Annotated in this window: 20 protein-coding genes; 16 read left to right on the top strand and 4 right to left on the bottom strand. The window is 54.5% G+C overall.

The window, feature by feature from the left end; all coding sequences use genetic code 11:
- Positions 1-157: 157 nt before the first annotated feature.
- The 6 genes from RAL90_RS09765 to RAL90_RS09740 all read left to right on the top strand — a co-directional run bounded on the left by RAL90_RS09765 (position 158) and on the right by RAL90_RS09740 (position 6,369).
- The gene (locus RAL90_RS09765; RefSeq protein ID WP_306250075.1) at positions 158-1,471 is read left to right on the top strand and encodes a TonB family protein; all 1,314 of its coding nucleotides are present in this window, start codon (positions 158-160) and stop codon (positions 1,469-1,471) included.
- Between the two features lie 111 nt (positions 1,472-1,582).
- Positions 1,583-2,701 carry a flavodoxin-dependent (E)-4-hydroxy-3-methylbut-2-enyl-diphosphate synthase gene (ispG, locus tag RAL90_RS09760; RefSeq protein WP_306250073.1) on the top strand — a complete coding sequence of 373 codons (1,119 nt, stop codon included), beginning with the start codon at positions 1,583-1,585 and terminating at the stop codon, positions 2,699-2,701.
- Between the two features lie 24 nt (positions 2,702-2,725).
- Positions 2,726-3,805 (top strand): peptide chain release factor 1, encoded by a 1,080-nt coding sequence (gene prfA / locus RAL90_RS09755; RefSeq protein ID WP_306250071.1) that lies wholly within the window; start codon positions 2,726-2,728, stop codon positions 3,803-3,805.
- A 6-nt stretch (positions 3,806-3,811) separates the two neighbouring features.
- Positions 3,812-4,669, top strand: a complete 858-nt coding sequence (prmC, locus tag RAL90_RS09750; RefSeq protein WP_306250069.1) for a peptide chain release factor N(5)-glutamine methyltransferase — start codon at positions 3,812-3,814, stop codon at positions 4,667-4,669.
- Positions 4,670-4,947: 278 nt separating this feature from the next.
- A complete protein-coding gene (locus tag RAL90_RS09745; RefSeq protein ID WP_306250067.1) occupies positions 4,948-5,481 on the top strand; it encodes a DUF4167 domain-containing protein in 534 nt (177 codons plus the stop codon).
- Between the two features lie 90 nt (positions 5,482-5,571).
- Positions 5,572-6,369, top strand: a complete 798-nt coding sequence (locus RAL90_RS09740; RefSeq protein WP_306250065.1) for an SDR family oxidoreductase — start codon at positions 5,572-5,574, stop codon at positions 6,367-6,369.
- Here RAL90_RS09740 and RAL90_RS09735 read toward each other — a convergent pair.
- Positions 6,366-7,355: a DUF4003 family protein gene (locus tag RAL90_RS09735; protein ID WP_306250064.1), complete on the bottom strand. Its 990-nt coding sequence runs from the start codon at positions 7,353-7,355 to the stop codon at positions 6,366-6,368. The genes RAL90_RS09740 and RAL90_RS09735 overlap by 4 nt on opposite strands.
- A 185-nt stretch (positions 7,356-7,540) precedes the next feature.
- On the opposite strand from RAL90_RS09735, the gene clpB reads away from it, so the two are divergent.
- Both clpB and RAL90_RS09725 read left to right on the top strand, forming a co-directional pair.
- A complete protein-coding gene (gene clpB / locus RAL90_RS09730) occupies positions 7,541-10,192 on the top strand; it encodes an ATP-dependent chaperone ClpB (protein WP_306250062.1) in 2,652 nt (883 codons plus the stop codon).
- A 22-nt stretch (positions 10,193-10,214) separates the two neighbouring features.
- Positions 10,215-10,424: a hypothetical protein gene (locus RAL90_RS09725; RefSeq protein WP_306250060.1), complete on the top strand. Its 210-nt coding sequence runs from the start codon at positions 10,215-10,217 to the stop codon at positions 10,422-10,424.
- 92 nt (positions 10,425-10,516) lie between these two features.
- Here RAL90_RS09725 and RAL90_RS09720 read toward each other — a convergent pair whose 3' ends face one another.
- Positions 10,517-12,184: a M23 family metallopeptidase gene (locus RAL90_RS09720; protein WP_306250058.1), complete on the bottom strand. Its 1,668-nt coding sequence runs from the start codon at positions 12,182-12,184 to the stop codon at positions 10,517-10,519.
- 220 nt (positions 12,185-12,404) lie between these two features.
- Between RAL90_RS09720 and RAL90_RS09715 the strand changes: the two genes are divergently transcribed.
- Positions 12,405-13,052, top strand: a complete 648-nt coding sequence (locus RAL90_RS09715; RefSeq protein ID WP_306250056.1) for a histidine phosphotransferase family protein — start codon at positions 12,405-12,407, stop codon at positions 13,050-13,052.
- A gap of 102 nt (positions 13,053-13,154) precedes the next feature.
- On the top strand, positions 13,155-13,547 hold the full coding sequence (locus RAL90_RS09710) for a response regulator (protein WP_306250054.1): 393 nt from the start codon (positions 13,155-13,157) through the stop codon (positions 13,545-13,547).
- Positions 13,548-13,620: 73 nt separating this feature from the next.
- On the opposite strand, the gene ctrA is transcribed toward RAL90_RS09710, so the two are convergent.
- Positions 13,621-14,313, bottom strand: a complete 693-nt coding sequence (gene ctrA / locus RAL90_RS09705) for a response regulator transcription factor CtrA (protein ID WP_306250052.1) — start codon at positions 14,311-14,313, stop codon at positions 13,621-13,623.
- Between the two features lie 374 nt (positions 14,314-14,687).
- Between ctrA and RAL90_RS09700 the strand changes: the two genes are divergently transcribed.
- The 4 genes from RAL90_RS09700 to RAL90_RS09685 are packed head-to-tail and all read left to right on the top strand — an operon-like array spanning position 14,688 to position 17,235.
- Complete coding sequence (locus tag RAL90_RS09700; RefSeq protein ID WP_306250050.1) at positions 14,688-15,383, top strand: DUF2461 domain-containing protein; 696 nt, start codon at positions 14,688-14,690, stop codon at positions 15,381-15,383.
- A gap of 2 nt (positions 15,384-15,385) precedes the next feature.
- Entirely contained in the window at positions 15,386-15,871 is a 486-nt protein-coding gene (locus RAL90_RS09695; RefSeq protein ID WP_306250048.1) for a thioesterase family protein, read from the top strand.
- Positions 15,872-15,876: 5 nt separating this feature from the next.
- Positions 15,877-16,725, top strand: coding sequence for an MOSC domain-containing protein (locus tag RAL90_RS09690; protein WP_306250045.1), 849 nt, complete (start codon positions 15,877-15,879; stop codon positions 16,723-16,725).
- A gap of 24 nt (positions 16,726-16,749) precedes the next feature.
- Entirely contained in the window at positions 16,750-17,235 is a 486-nt protein-coding gene (locus RAL90_RS09685; protein WP_306250043.1) for a YajQ family cyclic di-GMP-binding protein, read from the top strand.
- A gap of 54 nt (positions 17,236-17,289) precedes the next feature.
- Here the strand turns inward: RAL90_RS09685 and RAL90_RS09680 are convergent, their stop codons facing one another.
- On the bottom strand, positions 17,290-17,661 hold the full coding sequence (locus RAL90_RS09680) for a hypothetical protein (protein WP_306250041.1): 372 nt from the start codon (positions 17,659-17,661) through the stop codon (positions 17,290-17,292).
- Positions 17,662-17,831: 170 nt separating this feature from the next.
- Here RAL90_RS09680 and yajC point away from each other — a divergent pair, with 170 nt between their 5' ends.
- Together yajC and secD are read left to right on the top strand one after the other, a co-directional pair.
- A complete protein-coding gene (gene yajC, locus RAL90_RS09675; RefSeq protein WP_306250039.1) occupies positions 17,832-18,194 on the top strand; it encodes a preprotein translocase subunit YajC in 363 nt (120 codons plus the stop codon).
- 50 nt (positions 18,195-18,244) lie between these two features.
- On the top strand, positions 18,245-19,846 hold the full coding sequence (gene secD / locus RAL90_RS09670; protein WP_306250037.1) for a protein translocase subunit SecD: 1,602 nt from the start codon (positions 18,245-18,247) through the stop codon (positions 19,844-19,846).
- Positions 19,847-19,865 lie beyond the last annotated feature (19 nt).

The following is a 19,865-nucleotide window of genomic DNA, read 5'->3' as shown; positions in this document are numbered from 1 at the left end:
TTTAACCATAATGGCAGGTTGGCACGAAAAAGTGCCGGAAAATGGCAACTTTGGCATTGTTCTGGCATTATTAGTTTGAAACGGTTTAACTTTTTCCCTTTTTAGGGTTACTATGTAACAGCGATCTGGCCGGGGATCGCCGTGAGGTTAGTGGCATATGTCCAGTGTAGCTGACATTGTTGAGTTGCAGGAAGAGCGGTCCAAACGTGCTCCGCTGACGGATGAAGAATTTCAAACTGCCGGGGCAATGCTGAAGGCGGCGCGCGAAGCGGCAGGTTACTCTCTTGACGACGCCCATGATGCGACGAATGTTCGTATTGATTACCTCGAGGCGATTGAGGAGATGGATGCAACCCGTCTGCCGATTGCCGCCTATACAACTGGTTTCGTCAAGGCATATGCGCAATTCCTCGAATTACCTGACGAGGCGCTTGTGGCGCGGTTCCGCAAGGAGGCAGGATATGTCGGCGGTGCCTCTACCGCGCCTGAACTGCGCTCCAGTGCGCGCGAGGATGTGACAGCAGGCCGGGAACTTTCCCTGCTGGCAGTGGTCGCAATCCTGTTCTTTGTCATCTGGGTGGCTTTCCAGATTACCCGACCACCGGTTGAGAGCGGACCGATTGCTGTTGAAGGCACACCGTTGCAGCAACGCCCGGTCGAACGGGTTGAGGAGCCGACGTTCACCGTCGCGAACGAGGCAGCGGGAGATGCCGCACGCGCAGAAGCTGCAACTGAAACAACAGAATTGACTTCAGCAGCTGCACAAAGCGACGCCGCAACAGGCGCTGATGATACTCTTGCACAGCCTGCCGTTGGGGATGCCATCGCCGCGGAAGATACCGTCACAGGTGAGACAGAAACCGCTGCCCCGACACAGATCCTCAGTACCGAAGCGGAACAGCTTGCAGACGCAATAAACCAGGTTGCCCTCGATGCCGCGGACCTGAACGCACAGCAACTGTCAGAAGCGCAAGCCGAGACTTCGGCAGACGACCTGTCGCGCAGCATCGCAGACGCGCAAGGAGAGTTACCGCTTGCGGAAACATTCCCACTGGAAACAGAGCGGGAAACAGAGACAGGAAATTTATCTGAAGCCATCACTGAGCCGCCGGTCGTCACGGATGTTGCGCAACCGGATTTACCGACGCCAGCGCCGGTTGTCGCAGCGGACGCAGCGACCCCGCAAGAGCCGGTGCTGATCGAGGCAGTGCGCCTGTCATCGGTCTCTCCCGTCTATCCAAGCCGCTGTCAGCGCCGCGCTGACGGTACAGAACGCGTAACCGTGATGTTTGACATCGACAGTCGTGGTCGCCCGGTCAATCAGCGGGTCAGTCAGACCAGCAACAGCTGTTTCAATGGCGCGTCCCTGAGCGCCATCGACAGATGGACATTTGAACCTGCCAGACGTGACGGTGCACCAGTGCCTGTCTATGGCCAGACAACAACCTTTGTGTACAATCTGCCTGAATAGAGACGCCGGGCACCTTTGGGCCGCATTTTCTCCTTCCAATGCCGCACTTCGTGCTCTTGACAGGGCTGCTAAATGAATACACCTGCTAGTAAAGTTGAACGAAGGTGAAACATGAGCGTCAGGCCGTGGAGAGATATTGAGCGTCGCAAATGCCGACAGATCATGGTTGGCAATGTGCCCGTCGGCGGCGACGCCCCGATCACCGTCCAGTCCATGACAAATACGCTGACCTCGGACGCAAAGGCGACTTTGAACCAGATTGAAGAAATCGCCGAGGCGGGGGGCGACATTGTGCGCGTGTCCTGTCCTGATGAAGCATCAACGGCCGCCATGAAAGAGATCTGTGCGCAGTCACCTGTGCCAATCGTGGCTGACATTCATTTTCACTATAAACGCGGCATCGAAGCTGCTGAAGCAGGCGCTGCCTGCCTGCGCATCAATCCAGGCAACATCGGCTCTGAGGATCGCGTCAAGGAAGTCATCAGGGCGGCAAAGAATAACGGCTGTTCCATGCGCATCGGCGTCAATGGGGGGTCGCTTGAAAAACACCTTCTGGAGAAATACGGGGAGCCATGTCCTGAAGCGATGGTTGAAAGTGCTCTGGATCATGCACGCATCCTGCAGGATAATGATTTTCACGAATTCAAGATTTCGGTCAAAGCCTCAGACCTTTTCCTGACGGTTGCAGCCTATCAGGGCCTTGCCGAGGCGATAGACTGTCCCTTGCATCTTGGCGTGACGGAAGCCGGCGGCGCGCGGATCGGCTCAATCAAGTCGTCGGTAGGGCTCGGCGCCCTGTTATGGGCCGGCATTGGCGACACGATCCGCATCTCGCTTTCAGCTGACCCGGTGGAAGAGATAAAAGTTGGCTATGATTTGCTCAAAAGCCTTGGTTTGCGTCACCGCGGGGTCAACATCATTTCCTGTCCGTCATGCGCGCGGCAGGGCTTTGAAGTGATCAAGACGGTCGAAATCCTCGAAGAGCGTCTGGCGCATATTTCGACACCCATGTCGCTGTCCATCATTGGATGTGTCGTGAACGGGCCGGGTGAGGCCAGAGAAACTGACATTGGTTTTACTGGTGGCGGCGCCGAATCCGGTATGGTCTACATTGCTGGCGTTCCGGATCATAAAATGTCGAATGACGGGATGGTCGAGCACATTGTCGAACTGGTCGAAGAAAAAGCAGCCCAGATTGAGGCAGCCAGAAATTTGAACGCGGCTGAGTAGCCCTGAAAAAGAAGTAGTACAGTTTTGATACCGCAGGAAAAACTCGACAGTCTCATCGCGAGGTTCGAGACGATTGAGAAAGCCATGGAGACGGAGATGGACGCCGAAGAGATCGTGCGTCTGTCCAAGGAACATGCAGAGTTGCGGCCTGTCGTTGAAGCCGGGCGGGAACTCACAGACGCCCGTCGTCAGGTGGAAGAGCTTGGTGAACTGGCGGGTTCTGATGATCCGGAAATGGCCGAGATGGCTGGCGAAGAACTGGAAGAGCTGAAGACGCGCATCCCCGAGATTGAGCATGCCCTGCAGATCATGCTGTTGCCCCGTGACAAGGCGGACAAGTCAGCGAGTGTCATTCTGGAAGTGCGCGCCGGCACAGGTGGTGATGAAGCGGCTCTGTTTGCGGGCGATTTGTTCCGCATGTATCAGCGCTATACACAGATCAATGGCTGGAAAATGGAAATCATCTCCGCGTCTGAATCCGATGTGGGCGGATACAAGGAAGTGCAGGCCAGCGTTTCCGGCGAGGGTGTTTTTGCCCGGCTGAAATTCGAGTCAGGGGTGCACCGTGTGCAGCGTGTGCCGGAGACTGAAACCCAAGGGCGCGTTCATACCTCCGCTGCGACGGTCGCAATGTTGCCAGAGCCGGAAGAAGTAGACATCGAGATAAATGAAAGTGATCTGCGTGTGGATGTTTTCCGCGCGTCAGGTCCGGGCGGTCAGTCTGTGAATACCACTGACAGTGCGGTGCGCATCACTCACCTGCCAACCGGTCTTGTCGTGTCACAGCAGGACGAAAAATCCCAGCACAAGAACCGCGCCAAGGCAATGAAAGTGCTTCGTGCCCGTCTTTATGAAGCAGAGCGAGCCCGCGCCGATGCAGAGCGCGCAGCAGAGCGTAAAGGACAGGTTGGCTCTGGCGACCGGTCGGAGCGTATCCGGACCTATAATTTTCCGCAAAGCCGCGTAACTGACCATCGCATCAATCTGACTTTATACAAGCTGGACAAGGTCATCGCCGGGGAAGCGCTTGATGAACTGGTTGATGCACTGATCACCCAGGATCAGGCGGATCGTCTGGCTGCTATGGAAACGGATGGAAGCTGACGGGTGATGATTGCGGCGGGAACCGGCGCTGAGACAGCCCTGCGATCAGCACGCTCACATTATCCGGGCATATCCCGACTTGATGCGCGGCTGTTGCTTCTGCATTGCCTGGGGATCAGCCTTGAAGAACTGATCGCAGAGCCCAACCGTCAGTTAACAGACATACAGGCTGAGCAGTTTGAAAAACTTCTCTTGCGGCGCTCGCAAGGACAGCCCGTTTCGCAACTGCTTGGCGAAAAGGAATTCTGGGGGTTGCCCTTCAGGATTTCCCGGGATGTGCTGACCCCGCGACCGGACAGTGAAACGGTTGTGGAACTGGCACTCGAAATATGCCGTGGTAACCCGCCCGCCCGGATTCTTGATCTGGGTACGGGAAGCGGTTGTCTGATGGCAGCTTTGCTGACAGAGTTCATGCAAGCCGAAGGGGTTGCTGTAGACATCAGTCCGGCCGCTGTTACTATTGCCGAGCAGAATTTTGCAGATCTGGAACTTTCTGATCGGGTGAGACTTCACTGTGCTGATTTTTCAGACTTCGAAGGCGGTCCCTTCGATTTGATTGTTTCCAATCCCCCGTACATTGCGGATGCAGACCGGGACAGCCTGCCGGTTGATGTGCGTGACCACGAGCCAGCCATGGCCCTGTTCGCAGGGGATGGTTATGAGGCGTATCATACGCTTGCCCGTTATATGCCGAGATTGATCGCGCCTGGTGGCAGGGTTGTTCTGGAGATCGGGCAGGGACAGGCGGATCGTGTCCTGACCATGTTTGAGCTGGCTTTCAACCAGGCGGGGCTGTCCGCCAGGGCATCCGTGAAGCCGGATCTTGCCGGTATTGACCGTGCGGTAGCGTTCTGTCTTGATTGAAAAAAGTGTTTGAAAAGCAGGTTGATATGGGCCATATATCTCTGGTGAAAACAATAGTTTTCAATTCGCTTCTATCTCAATAAATAACCGGATGTTTCGGGCATGTTGCCCCAGAACGATCTGGCTTATGAGAAGGCTGATGTAAATCAGGGAAGGGCGCACAAAGCATTTAGGCGAGAGCTGTAAAGCAACTGCGGGTAATCGAACAAATGGCACTCCGTGTGCCATGTATTCCAACGAATGACCGCTTACGAAGAATTAGCAAGGACGAACATTTTATGGCGCAAAATATGAAGCGCGGGCGTAATCAACGCCGAAGAACCGGCTCTAATATCAACAGGGCATTTGATTCAACAGGCCCTGACGTCAAAATCCGGGGCACAGCTCTGCAGATTCATGACAAATACCAGACGCTTGCGCGGGACGCAGCCTCCTCCGGCGACCGTATTCGGGCTGAAAGTCTGCTGCAACACGCCGAGCACTATCACCGTATGCTGAAGGCCCTGCAGCCGGCACAGCCGCCGCAACAAAACCAGCAGGACCCGTCTGACGAGCCACAGCCTGAAGTGGCAGACGCAAACAATGAGAAACAGTCTGCGGCCAAGGCTGAAAGCCAGCCAGCTGAAGCAGCAGCAGAAGCGCCGCAGGAAAAGGTAGCTGACTCAGAGGAAGGTGCCGCCGATGAGCAGGAGAAGCCCCGTCGCCCCCGGCGTCGCCGTGCCCCGCGCAAGGCGGTTGATGATGCTGACGCGACGGCGGACAAGCCTCAGGAGCAGGTTGCAGAGGACAAGGCAGAAGTGGCTGCCGAGTAACAACCTACCAGCACAAACGGGCAACTGAGTATTTTTGTTGCTGCGCCTTCGCAATCCGGCAACATTGCTGTCTCCAGTTAAAAGGAGATCATGATGGCCGGGATTGCAGACACACTTTTCAACCTTGAAGGAAAAACCGCGATTGTTACCGGTGCCTCACGCGGTATCGGCGAAGCAATCGCGCGGCGCTTTGCCCAGCATGGCGCAAATGTTGTCGTATCCAGCCGCAAGATTGAGAGCTGTCAGGAAGTTGCAGACTCCATCAACGCAGATGAAGGTCGTGAGGCGGCCCATGCCGTTGCCTGCAACATTTCCCATAAGGAGCATTTGCAGGGACTGGTCGACGCGACGAATGAAAAGTTCGGTGATGTTGATATTCTCATCTGCAACGCCGCCGTCAATCCGGCATTCGGCCCGTCCAAGGATATAACCGAAGAAGCGATGGACAAGATATTTGCCTGCAACATCAAGGCAAACCACTTCCTGTCCCACATGGTTCTGCCGCAGATGCAGGCAAAGAAGGATGGGGCGATTGTAATCATTTCTTCGATAGGCGGTTTTCTGGGCAGCCCGACAATCGGCACCTATGGCATATCGAAAGCGGCTGACATGCAGCTGGCACGTAATCTCGCGGTAGAATATGGAAAAGACAATATACGGATCAACTGTATCTGCCCTGGTATTGTAAAAACATATTTTGCCGAAGCGCTGTGGAAAGACCCCAAGACAGAAGAATTCATTGCCGGCCAGTTGCCTATGCGGCGTTTTGGTGAACCGGATGATATTGCCGGCGCTGCGGTGTTCCTCGCCTCTCCGGCAGGTGCCTGGATGACGGGCCAGCATATGGCGATTGATGGCGGTACGTTGATTGGTATCGGCGCGCTTTAGCTCGCCGCAGCGGCGCCTGCCGTGCTTGCTGCAATGACGGCGACCATGGCAGCCTGCTCCTGCATCGCAATATAGGCCTGCAACGCAGCGATGATGGTGGTGAAACCGGTTAGGTTATCATCACCCTGACTGGCATCCCGCATACTGATGACCCTGCTCATATTGACAAAATTCATGGCCAGGGCGGGCGCATTGGAAGACCGGAACGGGCCATCTTTAAGTTGTTGGCGAACCATATCAGTTTCACTGACATACTGTTCCGGCGAAATGTCCGTCAGGCTCGCAACCGCTAAAGATGTTGTGCGTTGCGCTGCACTGCGCATCTTGTTTGCTTTGAAAGCCCGGTGAGCATCCACCAGCCACTGACAGGTTTCTTGAGGGCCTGATTGTCGCAATGTGCCGATCAGTGCCGTGGACATTCTGTATTGGGATGGAAATTTCGCTTCTTTCAGTGTGTCGAACAGTAACGCCCCATCCGTGGCAGCAGCAGAACTGTGATGCATTGCCAGCGATAAGGCGGGCAGGGTGAGCGATCCTACATGCCAGAAATAGGCATCCTTTAGCATGTCAAAGGCTGATTTCAGGCTGGCCATCGTGCCCCGGTCAATCGCCCCGCGGCCCGCAAAATAAAGTGTAATCAGGCTTGCCCCTTCATAAGGCGAGGTGCGTCGCAATTTCAGTTCTTTCCAGAACTGCCGTGCAGCAGAAATGTCGGCGACAAAGGTCTCGGTGTTCATATTCTCTGACAGGAGCGAAGCGGCAACGGCATATCTTGTAGAGGACCGCAAAAAATAGAGTTTGGCATTATTTTGTTTTAGGAACGCAGCGTTTTCCCGAATCGCAGCGAAATCGACGGGTTTGCTGACTGCGACAGGCAATAGCGCAAGTGCCACAGCATCGCGAAGCGGCCCAGCACCGCGCCATTTCAATTCTTCTTTTACAGAGCCCCGAAGGGTCTGGAATGTATCAAAGTGAGCCTGATTCATAATGCCTCCCTATCACTTTATATGGGTATATCCGAACCAAAATTAAAGGGTCTGGCGATATGATCCGAACAGATTGAGTCTGGTAAGAGAGCCTGACTTGAAACAGGCAAAACGGCTTCCCATTTTAATGCTGAAGGCGTTGCCATAACGGGACGCGCATACCTGATGCTCAAAAGAGGTCACATATGAATTTTGATAACTACACAGACCGTGCGCGCGGCCTCATACAGGCTGCACAAACAATAGCGCTGCGTGAAAGTCACCAGCAACTTATCCCTGAACATATCCTCAAAGCGCTGCTTGATGACACGGATGGCCTGAGCGCCAACCTCATCCGCGAAGCAGGCGGTAAACCTGAAGTCGCCTTGCAGGCGGTCAACAGTGCCGTAGGCAAACTGCCGCGCGTAGAAGGCGGTGGGGCGCAAATGATGTTAAGCCAGCAGGCGGCCAAAGTGTTCGCCCGCGCTGACGAAATTGCCAAAAAGGCAGGCGACTCTTATGTCACCGCCGAGCGCTTGCTGATTGCCCTGGCCATGGAAGGCCAGACTGCTGACTATCTGAAGCAGGCGGGTGTCATGCCGCAAACCCTGAACGAGGCCGTCAATACAATCCGCAAGGGCAGAACAGCTGATACAGCGTCTGCCGAAGAAGGATATGACGCGCTCAAGAAATATGCGCGCGACCTGACAGAAGAAGCCCTTAACGGCAAACTGGACCCTGTGATCGGGCGCGGTGACGAAATTCGCCGCACCATGGAAGTACTGGCCCGACGCACAAAGAATAACCCTGTACTGATCGGGGAGCCGGGCGTTGGCAAGACAGCGATAGTCGAGGGCCTTGCCTTGCGCATCGTCAATGGCGATGTGCCGGAGTCCCTACGCAACAAACGTCTTCTGTCACTCGACATGGGTAGCCTCATTGCGGGCGCCAAATATCGCGGTGAATTTGAGGAACGCCTCAAGGCTGTGCTGCAGGAAGTGACAGAGGCTGAAGGGCAGATCGTTCTGTTCATTGATGAAACCCATACGCTGGTTGGCGCGGGCAAGACGGATGGCGCCATGGATGCATCAAACCTCTTGAAACCCGCTCTTGCGCGCGGGGAATTGCACTGTATCGGCGCGACGACACTTGATGAGTACAGAAAGTATATTGAGAAGGATGCTGCGCTCGCGCGTCGTTTCCGTGCGGTTTATATTCAGGAGCCGACGGTTGAAGATACGATTTCCATTCTGCGTGGCCTGAAAGAAAAATATGAACTCCACCATGGAGTGCGTATCTCCGATGGGGCCATTGTTTCTGCCGCAACATTGTCCAATCGGTATATTACGGACAGGTTTCTGCCAGACAAGGCCATCGACCTGGTTGACGAAGCTGCCTCGCGCCTGCGCATGGAGGTTGATTCCAAACCCGAGGAGCTTGATGCCCTTGACCGTCAGATCATCCAGATGAAGATTGAGCGGGAGGCGCTGAAAAAGGAAACAGACGAAGCGTCCAGCGAGCGGCTGGAAAAGCTGGAGAAAGAGCTTTCCGAACTGGAGCAGACCTCCGCAGGGCTGACCGCGCGCTGGTCCCGCGAAAAGCAGGCGCTTGCCTCCGCAACGCAGGTCAAGGAAGCGATTGACCGTGCCCGCCAGGAACTGGTGGACGCAGAGCGCAAGGGTGATCTCGCCCGGGCGTCCGAAATAAAATATGGTGAACTTCCAGAGCTGGAGAAGAAACTTCAGACAGCTGAGGAAGTTGGTGATCAGGACACTCTCGTGCAGGAGGTTGTCGATGCAGAGCATATTGCCGGCGTTGTCTCCAAATGGACAGGCGTACCTGTTGACAAGATGCTGGAAGGCGAGCGCGAGAAGCTTTTGTCCATGGAAGCTGCCTTGCATGGGCGTGTCGTCGGTCAGCGGGAAGCGGTTTCGGCGGTATCGTCTGCCATCCGCCGGGCCCGGGCGGGCTTGCAGGACCCGAACAGGCCTCTTGGATCGTTTCTGTTTCTTGGGCCAACAGGTGTCGGCAAGACGGAGCTGACCAAGGCACTCGCCGAATTTCTATTTGATGATGATGCCGCAATCGCCCGCATTGATATGTCAGAGTTCATGGAAAAGCATTCTGTCGCCAGATTGATCGGTGCCCCACCGGGATATGTCGGCTATGAAGAAGGCGGTGTGCTGACGGAAAAAGTGCGGCGTCGTCCATATCAGGTTGTCCTTTTTGATGAAATCGAAAAGGCTCACCCGGATGTGTTCAACGTGCTGCTTCAGGTGCTGGATGATGGCCGTCTGACGGACGGGCAGGGGCGTACTGTGGATTTCAAGAATACGCTGATCATCCTGACGTCAAATCTTGGCTCGGAATTTCTGGCTCAACAACCTGACGGGCAGGATACGGACCTTGTGCGCGATCAGGTTATGGATGTGGTCAAGTCAACCTTCCGGCCTGAATTCCTCAATCGTCTTGATGAAATGATCCTGTTCCACCGATTGCAAAGAGCACAGATGAGCAATATCGTCGATATACAGATTGCTCGTCTTCAAAAGCTGCTAGCTGACCGTTCCATCATTCTTGAACTGGACAGCGCCGCGACAGACTGGCTCGGCGAAGCAGGCTACGATCCGGCTTTTGGGGCCCGGCCACTGAAAAGAGTGATACAGAAGAAAGTGCAGGACCCGCTGGCAGAATTGCTGCTGGCAGGTGAGATCAAGGATGGTGACATGCTTCAACTTTCTGTTGAGGGAGACAGTCTGACCGTGAACGGGCGTGCGCTCGCAGGTGGCAGTGCCTATTCTCTTGGTGGCGGCGCGCCTGATATCAACAGCCCACCGGGCTCTGCCCTGTTGAATTGAGCGGCTGAAGAAAGGAAACAGCATGAGCAATGAAAGCAACTGGAAACCGGATATCGAGGAAGCGGTGAAGAATATCATCCGCGCGACCTACAAAACATCTGGTGCGCCGCGACCGGATGAAATTCCGCACCTTGTTCGCTCGCAGCTCAGCGATCAGGTGACAGGGCGGACCGATCTTGATCAGTATATCAAGGATACGCTGAAGAAGATGAGGGAAGCAGGCGAGATTTGATGCTGCCGGTTGAATGGCAATAGTGCAGGTCCGAAGCGCCCTTTATGCTCTACCAGTCTTGCTGACCTGAATCTGCGTAGGCACCCTAAGACCTAGTTTTGTGCCAGTACCAGCAGTTGCTGTGGCTGGCGCAGGTCTTCAATCCAGTCGCGCTCTGTTGCAAAAGAGGCCATTTCCACGGCGTCCAGTTCCTTGCCTGTTGCGACCTTGATGGTCATGGGATTGATCTGCTTGTTGTTTCTCAGCACTTCGTAATGCAGATGTGGCCCGGTGGAAGCGCCGGTCGAGCCCACATATCCGATGATCTGGCCCTGTCTGACCTGCGTGCCGGATTTGATGCCCCGGGCAAAACCTTTCAGGTGTGCATAGGCTGTTTTATAACCGTTTGCATGTCGGATACGGACATAATTCCCGTAGCTACCAAAGCGGTTGGCCCGCTCGATGACGCCATCACCGGCGGCCATGATCGGCGTGCCGCTTCTGGCGCCAAAGTCTGTGCCCTTATGGCGTTTTGAATACCCGGAGATCGGGTGACGGCGCATACCGAAGCCGGAGGTGATGCGCGCGCCGTCTATAGGGGTTTTCATGAGAAGTCGCTTGGCGCTTTTTCCGCCAAAGTCGAACCAGGCAATCTTGCCCTCGTCACGATAGCGATAATAGCCGCGCTCTTTGGTCCGGTTCAACCAGCTCATCCGGCCAAAGACGATATCGCCATAGCCGGCAATACGGCCCAGTTCATCATAGAACACTTCATAGACAGCCTCAAAACGGTCACCGCGACGGATCTGGCGCTGAAAATCAACATCATAAACAAACATGTTTGCCAGTTTTGCGACAATCTCTCTCGGCACGCCTGCACGCTCCGCACTGGCGAAAAGGCTGTCAGTGATCTCGCCGGAAATGGCGGCATAGTGCATGGAGGTTTCCGCAACTTCCGTTTCCGCATAAAAAGTTCCATGGCTGTCCTGACGCACGAAAACCCTGCGCACGGGATCATCGGCAAGCATGAGGCTGTTCAGGCGGTCCTGCGCCAGGGCATCGCTGCCGTGAACATGCGCCATTTCCTGAAATTCAGTTCTGGCCGAAGCGGTGCGCGTGATGGTGAATGTGGTGCCAGCGCGAAGGGTGCGCACACGGATCAGGTCAGATAATGCGGCAACAGCCGCTTCGCTGTCATCCGGGTGAATGCCTGCACGAACGAGGGCAGCATAAAGGCTCTCTCCGCGTTTCAGGGTGACGCTGTCAGCGGCTGAGATATCCTCTGGGTCCGTGAAAGGGGAGACATATTTTGTGAAGATGGACTCGCGCCCGCCCGTGAAGTCCCGGTTATGGGCGAAGCTGTAAAACTCGCTTTCCGCAAGCCATGTACCGTTCATATTGATGGATTTGGCAATACTGCGCACCGGCTGCGGGGCAGGCGGCTTCAGGCGCGGCATCGGGTCGGTGAGGCCATTCTGTTCGTTGTTGCTGGCAATAATGAGTGGCACATCAGTCTTATCAGGCGTTTGTGTTCTGCCCCCCAGAATCGCGAACACATCCCGCGTGGTGTGCGACAGGATCACGACGCCACCACTGCCGGTATTGCCGACCTTCGCGAGAGCGTTTTTGTCGTCCCCGAGATTAAACAGATATCCCAGACCGACAAAAAGAACGGCGACAGCGAGCGCTGTCAGCGACAAGGCACCGCAGAGGAAAAATCTTGCCACCCTGTCTGCCTTGAACCGGTCGCCGACAGGAATAAAATCAGTTAATGCAAACACGAAATGACCACACCCAAAAACGCCACACATGCCGTACTGTTATGCAATCTTTGTGCTTGAAGCTGCCAAATCCCAAGGTACGACAGGCAAAACATGACAAGCGCATGCTGTTGAGTCAAATAAACGGCCCGTAACCTCTATGGTAATCTCCGGCAAATGATGTCGATAGCTACCTGTGGTAGAATCGGCGGAAGGTTATTTTCCAAATAGAAGGTATGCCATGAATACTCCCCTTGATCCGCTTACTTTAGCCTCGCTTCTCGCTTCGCGTCTTTGTCACGATCTTGTTAACCCTGTTGGTGCGCTCAGCGCCGGCCTTGAGGTGATGGAAGATGAAGATGATCCGATGATGAAAGAAGAGGCACAGAAACTCATCAGCATCTCAACGCAGAAGTCGATTGCCATGCTCACTTTTGCGCGCCTCGCCTTCGGGGCTGGTGGTGCCTATGGTGCAGAGATCGATCTCGATGAGGCAAAGCTGGCAACGGCGGAACTCTACAAGCATGTCAAAGCCGAATTGCACTGGCAGTTACCCTCGAAGCATGTGGCAAAGGATCAGCTGAAAGCCATCATGAATATTGCCCTGGTCGTGGCGGATTGTGTGCCCCGCGCTGGCAGCACAGTCACGGTTGGCGGCTCTTTGCAGGAGGTGAGTTTCAGCGCACAGGGACCGCGGGCCAAACTGAAAGAGCAGCTTGTTGATGCCTTGTCCGGCAAGACCGAAGAGCTTGAGCCGAAAATGACCCCTGCCTATCTCGCCAGCGTGCTGGTGCAAAAGGTCGGCGGCGCAATTCACGCTGAACTTGTCAGCGAAGAAGAAGTGCGGGTTACAGCTACATTTCCGGCACAGGCAGAAATCGCTGCCTGAGTCTGAATAAGCCTGTCCGGTAAAACGGAGCACATACCTTAACGGTCTGTTCAATCGTTCTCCTCTAGGATTACTTGCCGGTTATTCAAGAGGAATAGTGCTGTGGCCATATGCCTTGTTGTCGATGACTCTGATGTTATTCGTCTTATTACCAGGAAGATTCTCGAGAACCTTGGTCACTCTATTATCGATGCCCCAACGGCTGAAGAAGCGGTCAGTATTTGTGCGACCGACATGCCAGAAGTTGTTTTTCTGGACTGGGATTTGCCTTCCCTTGGTGCGTTGGACTTTCTCAAAGGGTTGAGCGAGATCAAGACACAGCAGAGACCTGCTGTTGTATTATGCGCAACCGAAAACGACGCGCAGCAATTTGCCCTCGCGCGGTCAGCCGGGGCAAGGCATCACGTTCTCAAGCCTTATGAGTTGAGCACTATTCGCGCTGTTCTCGAGCAGGCAGGTTTTCAGGGAGAAGAAGCGCAGGCTGTTGCTTCCTGAACGGGACTATTTTTTCAGATCAAAAAAAGGCTCCCTTCGTGGGAGGCTTTTTAGTTGAGGGTGATTGGCTGGCTTACGCAGCTTTTTCTTCCGCCGGGTCACGCAGTACATAGCCGCGGCCCCAGACTGTTTCGATGTAGTGCTCGCCACTTGTTGCCGCAGCCAGTTTCTTGCGCAGCTTGCAGATGAACACGTCGATAATTTTCAGTTCAGGCTCGTCCATGCCACCATAAAGATGGTTGAGGAACATTTCCTTGGTCAGGGTGGTGCCTTTGCGCAAGGAAAGCAGCTCCAGCATCTGATATTCCTTGCCAGTCAGGTTAACGCGCTGGCCACCAACATCGACGGTTTTGGCGTCGAGGTTAACGGTCAGGGAACCTGTTGTAATAACGGACTGGGAATGTCCTTTAGAGCGACGGACAATCGCATGAATACGGGCAACCAGCTCATCCTTGTGGAATGGCTTGGTCATGTAATCGTCCGCGCCAAATCCGAGGCCGCGTACTTTGTTTTCTGTATCACCAAGGCCGGTGAGAATCAGGATTGGCGTATTGACTTTCGCAACACGCAACTGCTTGAGAACGTCAAAGCCGGTCATGTCCGGCAGGTTCAGATCAAGAAGGATAATGTCGTAATCATAGAGCTTGCCGAGATCGACACCCTCTTCGCCGAGGTCAGTAGTATAGACGTTAAAACCGTCTGATTTCAGCATCAGTTCAATACTTTGTGCTGTTGCCCCGTCGTCTTCAATCAGCAATACGCGCATGCCGCAAGTCTCCTGAGTAGCCTTGTTTTGGCAGCCTCCCCTGAAGCAGCCATATTGTTTGTAAGACCACGTTCCAATAATTTACTTTCGTAAATGTTAACGCGAGTAACTTTTTGTCTTTTCTGGGGCAACTGCATTAAGCTATCCGCAACTCGAACTCCGGCGGAAACGGCATAAACACTGGCTTCCCGGTATTCTTACTCTCTCAACCATGTTTTTCATGGTTACCCTGATTCATTTTACTTCACGAGATATGAAGCGCTTTGGTTAAGAGGAGAAGGGCAATTTGAACAAGATGGTGATGTCTGATGACTGTCGGACAGATCGTCATGCATCTGAAAGAGCATTATACTATCCGATAAAGAAGGCAGGGCATGATGACGTTTGATGGTTTCCCGACAGATTTTTTTGATTTTTTCTCTGAGCTTGAGGCGCATAACGAGCGTGGCTGGTTCGAGGAAAACAAACCACGCTACGAAGAAAGTGTGGTCGCCCCCTGTCTCGACTTCATTTCCGCCATGGGACCGGAGCTGAAAAAAATATCACCGCATTTCACCGCAATTCCCAAAAAAACCGGCGGCTCGATGTTCCGCATTTATCGCGATACCCGTTTTTCCAAGGACAAGACGCCCTACAAAACCAATGCGGCCCTGCATTTTCGCCATGCGCTAGGCAAGGATGCCCACGCGCCGGGCTTTTATCTGCATCTGGAGCCGGGGCAGGTTTTCTTCGGTGGTGGCATGTGGTTGCCGCCGTCAGACGCGCTGAAAAATATTCGCGCAACCATAGATGAAGATCAGGCAGGCTGGAAAAAAGTGAAAAATAACAAAAGGTTGAAAGATCTTTTTGGGGCGCTGGCTGAGGGTAACCCGCTGACCCGTCCACCAAAAGGCTATGCGCAGGATCATCCGCTGATTGAGGACCTGAAGAGGCGCAGTTTCTTCGCTGTGACAAACAGCACGGCTGCTGCGGCCACCCGGCCAGATTTCATCAAGGAAGTCTCTCAGGCCTATAAGGCAGCAAGTCCGCTGATGGCTTTCCTGTGCAAGGCGACGGGAGCCTCTTTCTGACCGTGCAGGATCTGGAATATGAGGCCCTCTCCTGGGGCCTGCCGATGCAGCATCTGCACACCATTCAGGCAGAGGCCCGGCACGTTGATATGTTCGGGCATGTCAATAATGCCTGGTATGTGGCCTGGGCCATGGATTGCGCCTGGGGCCATTCCGAAGCGCTGGGGCTTGATTTCACAGCTTATGAGCGGGTGGGCATTGGCTGTGTTGTCAGGGAGCATCGTTTCACCTATCTGGCTGCCGCTCACGCGGGAGACGGGGTTGTCATTGGCACGGCGATTATCCGCAATGACGGCAAACTGCGGCTGACCCGGGGGTTTGAATTGCGCCGCGCAGGGGATGACAGGTTGCTGGTGCGCGGCGAGACGGATTTTGTCTCAATCAGCCTTGCGAGCGGACGGGCCACAAGAATGCCCGCAGATTATGTGCGTCTTTATGCACCAGCAGATGCAACACAGCGCAGCCGTGCAAGCCGGACACAAGGCTGAACAGGATGATTGTGCACAGCTTACATATTTATCCGTTGAAAAGCGCCCGCGGCATAGACCTGTCAAAGGCGGATATAGCGCCTGCCGGCTTGGCGGGAGATCGCCAGTTCATGCTGATCGACGCGCAGGCCAGATTCCTGACCCAACGTGAGCACCCTGATCTTGCAAAAATCACGGTGCACACCGGCGCCGATGCGATCAGCCTCTCTTATGATGGCAGTCCTGAGAGCTGTATCGCGCTGCCTGACGGGACGAAGCGCGAAACCGTTCAGGTCTGGCGCGCGCAGGTTGATGCTGCCTTATGTGATGACGCTGCAAATGCGCAGCTTTCCGAGTGGCTGGGCGAGCCTGTTCGGCTGGTGATGTTTGACGGGCAGTCTGCCCGATCAGCCAATCCCGACTGGACGGGGCAGGTGGCACCGATCCGGTTCTCTGACGGTTATCCAATCCTGATAACCACGACCGCTTCATTGCGTGCCCTTAACGATGATCTGACAAAAAAAGGTGGCACACCCGTGCCCATGAGCCGCTTCCGGCCCAATCTGGTGATTGAGCATGACACGCCGTGGATGGAAGATTACTGGGCAGCGCTTGACATAGCGGGCATACGCTTTGATCTGGTCAAACCCTGTCAGCGCTGCGTTGTTACAACGCAGGATCAGACAACGGGGGCGACGGGGCTGGGCGACCCCATGCCGGCGATGAAGAGGCTCAGAGTTTCTGCCGATATCCGGGTCAAGGGTGTCCTGTTCGGCTGGAATACGGTCCCAAGGGGATGCGGCGTGATAAATCTTGGCGATCGTGTCAAAGTCATTGAAGATCGCCCGGATGGATGGCCACTGCGCCAGCACTGAAAAAAGTCAAGCGAGGAAAAATAAATGCCGTCATTCGATATCGTCTCCGAAGCTGACCTGAATGAGGTCAAGAACGCTATTGGCAATGTCATGCGTGAAATTGAAACGCGCTACGATTTCAAGGGGTCACAGTCCCGCGTCGAGGAGAAGGACGGCGTCATCACCATTCACGCGGATGATGACCTGAAGCTGCGGCAGGTGCATGAAATTCTGCAAGGCAATCTGCAAAAACGCGGCATTGAACCGGGTATGCTGGACTATCAGAAAGTAGAACCTGCAGCCGGTCAGTCGGTTCGGCAGAATGTGCTGGTGAAGCAGGGACTGGATCGCGATCTTGCGAAAAAAATTACCAAGTACATCAAGGACTCGAAAATGAAAGTGCAGGTGGCCATTCAGGGGGAAGAGCTGCGCGTCACGGGCAAAAAACGTGACGACCTGCAAGCCGCGATCTCTCTGGTCAAGGAGATGGGGCTGGAGCAACCGCTGCAATACAAGAATTTCAGGGACTGATTGACCCCCAGCGACGCGGACAATGGCTCAAGGCGGGGTACAGGGGCGTTTATTCTAGTAGGGATACAGGCTGCCGGCCGGGCGCTGCTCTTTCGGCTTGTGCCCGCCATGGATGATGCGGCGTATATTGTAGCCGAGATAAACCAGCCCGAGAATGCCAAGATACCGGACCACATAATAGGTAATATCCTGCGGGATGGACATGATTGTGGCCCAGAAGGCGGCCCAGATTGCTTCCGTTTCATACCCGTGCAGGTGCATGGAATAAAACGGCCAGGCACGGTCGAAGAAGAAGGCGAGAATCCCGACTTTCCAGGGGCGAAACTTGCGTGTTGCCAGCAGGGAGGCAACCAGACCGACCCAGAGCGCCCGCCAGAAGTCACTTCCCGCGAAGCCGATATTGAAGATGTACTGAAGGTCTTCCATGGCCTGAATAACAGTCGCAATTATCCTGCTTATTTAGGCCTGTCGTAGTTAATGTGGCGTAAACCGCAGGAAGCCAATCGGGCGCATTGCATCCGGAACGCTAATCGTTATATATCGTCAGACTTGGTTTCATGGCCCGACTGATAAGGGGCCCCTCAAGGAGAATTTGGATGTTCACATTGACCGCCTTTGCTGCAACGGCAGCAGGTGCCCCGGCTGCCGCAAACCCATTGGTGCAGCTCATCCCGTTCGTATTTATTTTCGTGGCCTTCTGGTTTCTGCTGATCCGCCCGCAACAGCAGGCGCGTAAAAAGCATCAGGAAATGGTCATGTCAGTGCGTCGTGGTGACAAGGTTGTGACGGCAGGTGGTCTTGTGGGCAAGGTTGTCAAAGTGCCTGAAAATAGCGAGGAAATTATTGTCGAGATCGCTGATGGTGTTCAGGTCAATGTGATGAAATCGACCCTGAGTGATGTGCCGTCCAAAACCGAGCCGGCTGATAAAAATGCCGGTAAAGACAAAGAAAAAAAATAATCAGTACGACCGGCCATCTTTCCTGATGTGTGTCGGACAGGACCAGTAGAATGCTTCAATTTTCAAGATGGCAACAGGGCTTGATCGCTGCGTTTATCGCGCTTGGTGTCTGGCTGATGCTTCCTAACTTTTTCGCTGAAGATGCAAAGCCCTGGGGATTGCCAGATACACGCATTACGCTTGGCCTTGACCTTCAGGGTGGCTCTTATCTGTTGCTGGAAGTGGATACGGATAAGGTCATCACCGACCGTGTTGAAAATCTCCGCTCTGACATGCGCACAACATTGCGTGGTCGGGCAGCGGATGGTTTGGAACGGATCACGTTTTCACCGCCGACAATCTCCGGCAATACCGTCACAATCCAGATCCGCGATGCAGCAGACTCTGCTGAAGCCGAGCGGCGGCTGGACGATCTCATCGAGCCGGTTGGGGGGATAGGTGCGGTCGCCCGCAATGCACGGCTGGAGAAGATTGACGATGTCACATTCGCCATGACCCTGACCTCTGAGGCCCAGGCATTCTATGCTGATACTGCCGTTAATGATTCCATCGAGGCGGTGCGCCAGCGGATCGACAGTCTTGGTACAACCGAGCCGATTATCCAGCGTCAGGGTGACAACCGTCTGGTTGTGCAGGTACCCGGAGATGAAGATTCTGAGCGCCTGAAAAACATCATCAACGCGGAAGGGCAGTTGAGTTTCCATATGGTGGACAGCTCTATCCCCGTAGAGGAGGCACGCTCTTTCCTCCCGCCGAACCGCAAAATTCTGCCAAGTGAAGACCTTGGGGTTGATCTGGTGATCTTCGAGTCGGCCGAAGTGACGGGCGACAAGATCACTGACGCAAGTGCATCCCCCAATCAGGATCAGGGCGGCTTTCAGGTTAACATCTCTTTTGACCGGGACGGGCAGCGCCGGTTTTACGAGACAACGCGCAATAATGTGGGGCAGCTTTTTGCCATCGTCCTCGATGATGTGATTATTTCCGCGCCGCGCATCCAGACCGTCATCAATACCCCGCAAAGCCGTATTACCGGCAGTTTTTCCCCACAGGAAGCCGCTGACCTTGCGCTGCTGATCCGTGCAGGTGCTTTGCCGGCACCTCTCCAGACGATTGAGCAAAGAACAGTTGGGGCGGATCTTGGCGCTGACTCCGTTCGGGCAGGAACGATTGCCCTCATTATCGGTTTTGCGGGCGTGGTTATCTTCATGGCCATCTCTTATGGCCGTTTCGGTCTTTATGCGGATATAGCCCTTATTGCCAATGTTGTATTGATTGCTGGCGCGCTTTCGCTTTTGGGGGCTACACTCACCTTGCCGGGGATTGCCGGGATCGTACTGACGATTGGCATGGCGGTGGATGCCAATGTGCTGATCTTCGAGCGTATCCGTGAAGAAATCAAAGCAGGCAAAACGGCGGTTGTGGCTGTTCAGACCGGTTATGAAAAAGCCTTCAGCGCGATCTTTGATGCCAACCTGACAACTTTTTTCGCCGCAGCCATCATGTTCTTCATGGGGGCAGGGCCCGTGCGCGGTTTTGCTGTCACACTGGCAATCGGCGTCATCACCTCAGTTTTCACCGCATATGTTCTGACACGTGTTTTCACAGGCGGCTACGTTCTCAACAAGCGCCCCAAAGCACTGACAATTTAACGACCAGAATCCGGATCAC

The organism is Parvularcula sp. IMCC14364, assembly GCF_030758415.1.
In the GTDB taxonomy this organism is placed as follows: Bacteria; Pseudomonadota; Alphaproteobacteria; order Caulobacterales; family Parvularculaceae; genus Aquisalinus.
The sequence above is the reverse complement of the archived record's forward strand: the minus strand, read 5'-3'. Positions and strand labels throughout refer to the sequence as shown.

Bases quoted from the DNA above. Each gene is read 5' to 3' on its own strand.
- RAL90_RS09765 (WP_306250075.1), top strand. From the start codon at position 158: ATGTCCAGTGTAGCTGACATTGTTGAGTTGCAGGAAGAGCGGTCCAAA.
- ispG (WP_306250073.1), top strand. From the start codon at position 1,583: ATGAGCGTCAGGCCGTGGAGAGATATTGAGCGTCGCAAATGCCGACAG.
- prmC (WP_306250069.1), top strand. From the start codon at position 3,812: ATGATTGCGGCGGGAACCGGCGCTGAGACAGCCCTGCGATCAGCACGC.
- RAL90_RS09745 (WP_306250067.1), top strand. From the start codon at position 4,948: ATGGCGCAAAATATGAAGCGCGGGCGTAATCAACGCCGAAGAACCGGC.
- RAL90_RS09740 (WP_306250065.1), top strand. From the start codon at position 5,572: ATGATGGCCGGGATTGCAGACACACTTTTCAACCTTGAAGGAAAAACC.
- RAL90_RS09735 (WP_306250064.1), bottom strand. From the start codon at position 7,355: ATGAATCAGGCTCACTTTGATACATTCCAGACCCTTCGGGGCTCTGTA.
- clpB (WP_306250062.1), top strand. From the start codon at position 7,541: ATGAATTTTGATAACTACACAGACCGTGCGCGCGGCCTCATACAGGCT.
- RAL90_RS09725 (WP_306250060.1), top strand. From the start codon at position 10,215: ATGAGCAATGAAAGCAACTGGAAACCGGATATCGAGGAAGCGGTGAAG.
- RAL90_RS09715 (WP_306250056.1), top strand. From the start codon at position 12,405: ATGAATACTCCCCTTGATCCGCTTACTTTAGCCTCGCTTCTCGCTTCG.
- ctrA (WP_306250052.1), bottom strand. From the start codon at position 14,313: ATGCGCGTATTGCTGATTGAAGACGACGGGGCAACAGCACAAAGTATT.
- RAL90_RS09700 (WP_306250050.1), top strand. From the start codon at position 14,688: ATGATGACGTTTGATGGTTTCCCGACAGATTTTTTTGATTTTTTCTCT.
- RAL90_RS09690 (WP_306250045.1), top strand. From the start codon at position 15,877: ATGATTGTGCACAGCTTACATATTTATCCGTTGAAAAGCGCCCGCGGC.
- RAL90_RS09685 (WP_306250043.1), top strand. From the start codon at position 16,750: ATGCCGTCATTCGATATCGTCTCCGAAGCTGACCTGAATGAGGTCAAG.
- RAL90_RS09680 (WP_306250041.1), bottom strand. From the start codon at position 17,661: ATGGAAGACCTTCAGTACATCTTCAATATCGGCTTCGCGGGAAGTGAC.
- yajC (WP_306250039.1), top strand. From the start codon at position 17,832: ATGTTCACATTGACCGCCTTTGCTGCAACGGCAGCAGGTGCCCCGGCT.
- secD (WP_306250037.1), top strand. From the start codon at position 18,245: ATGCTTCAATTTTCAAGATGGCAACAGGGCTTGATCGCTGCGTTTATC.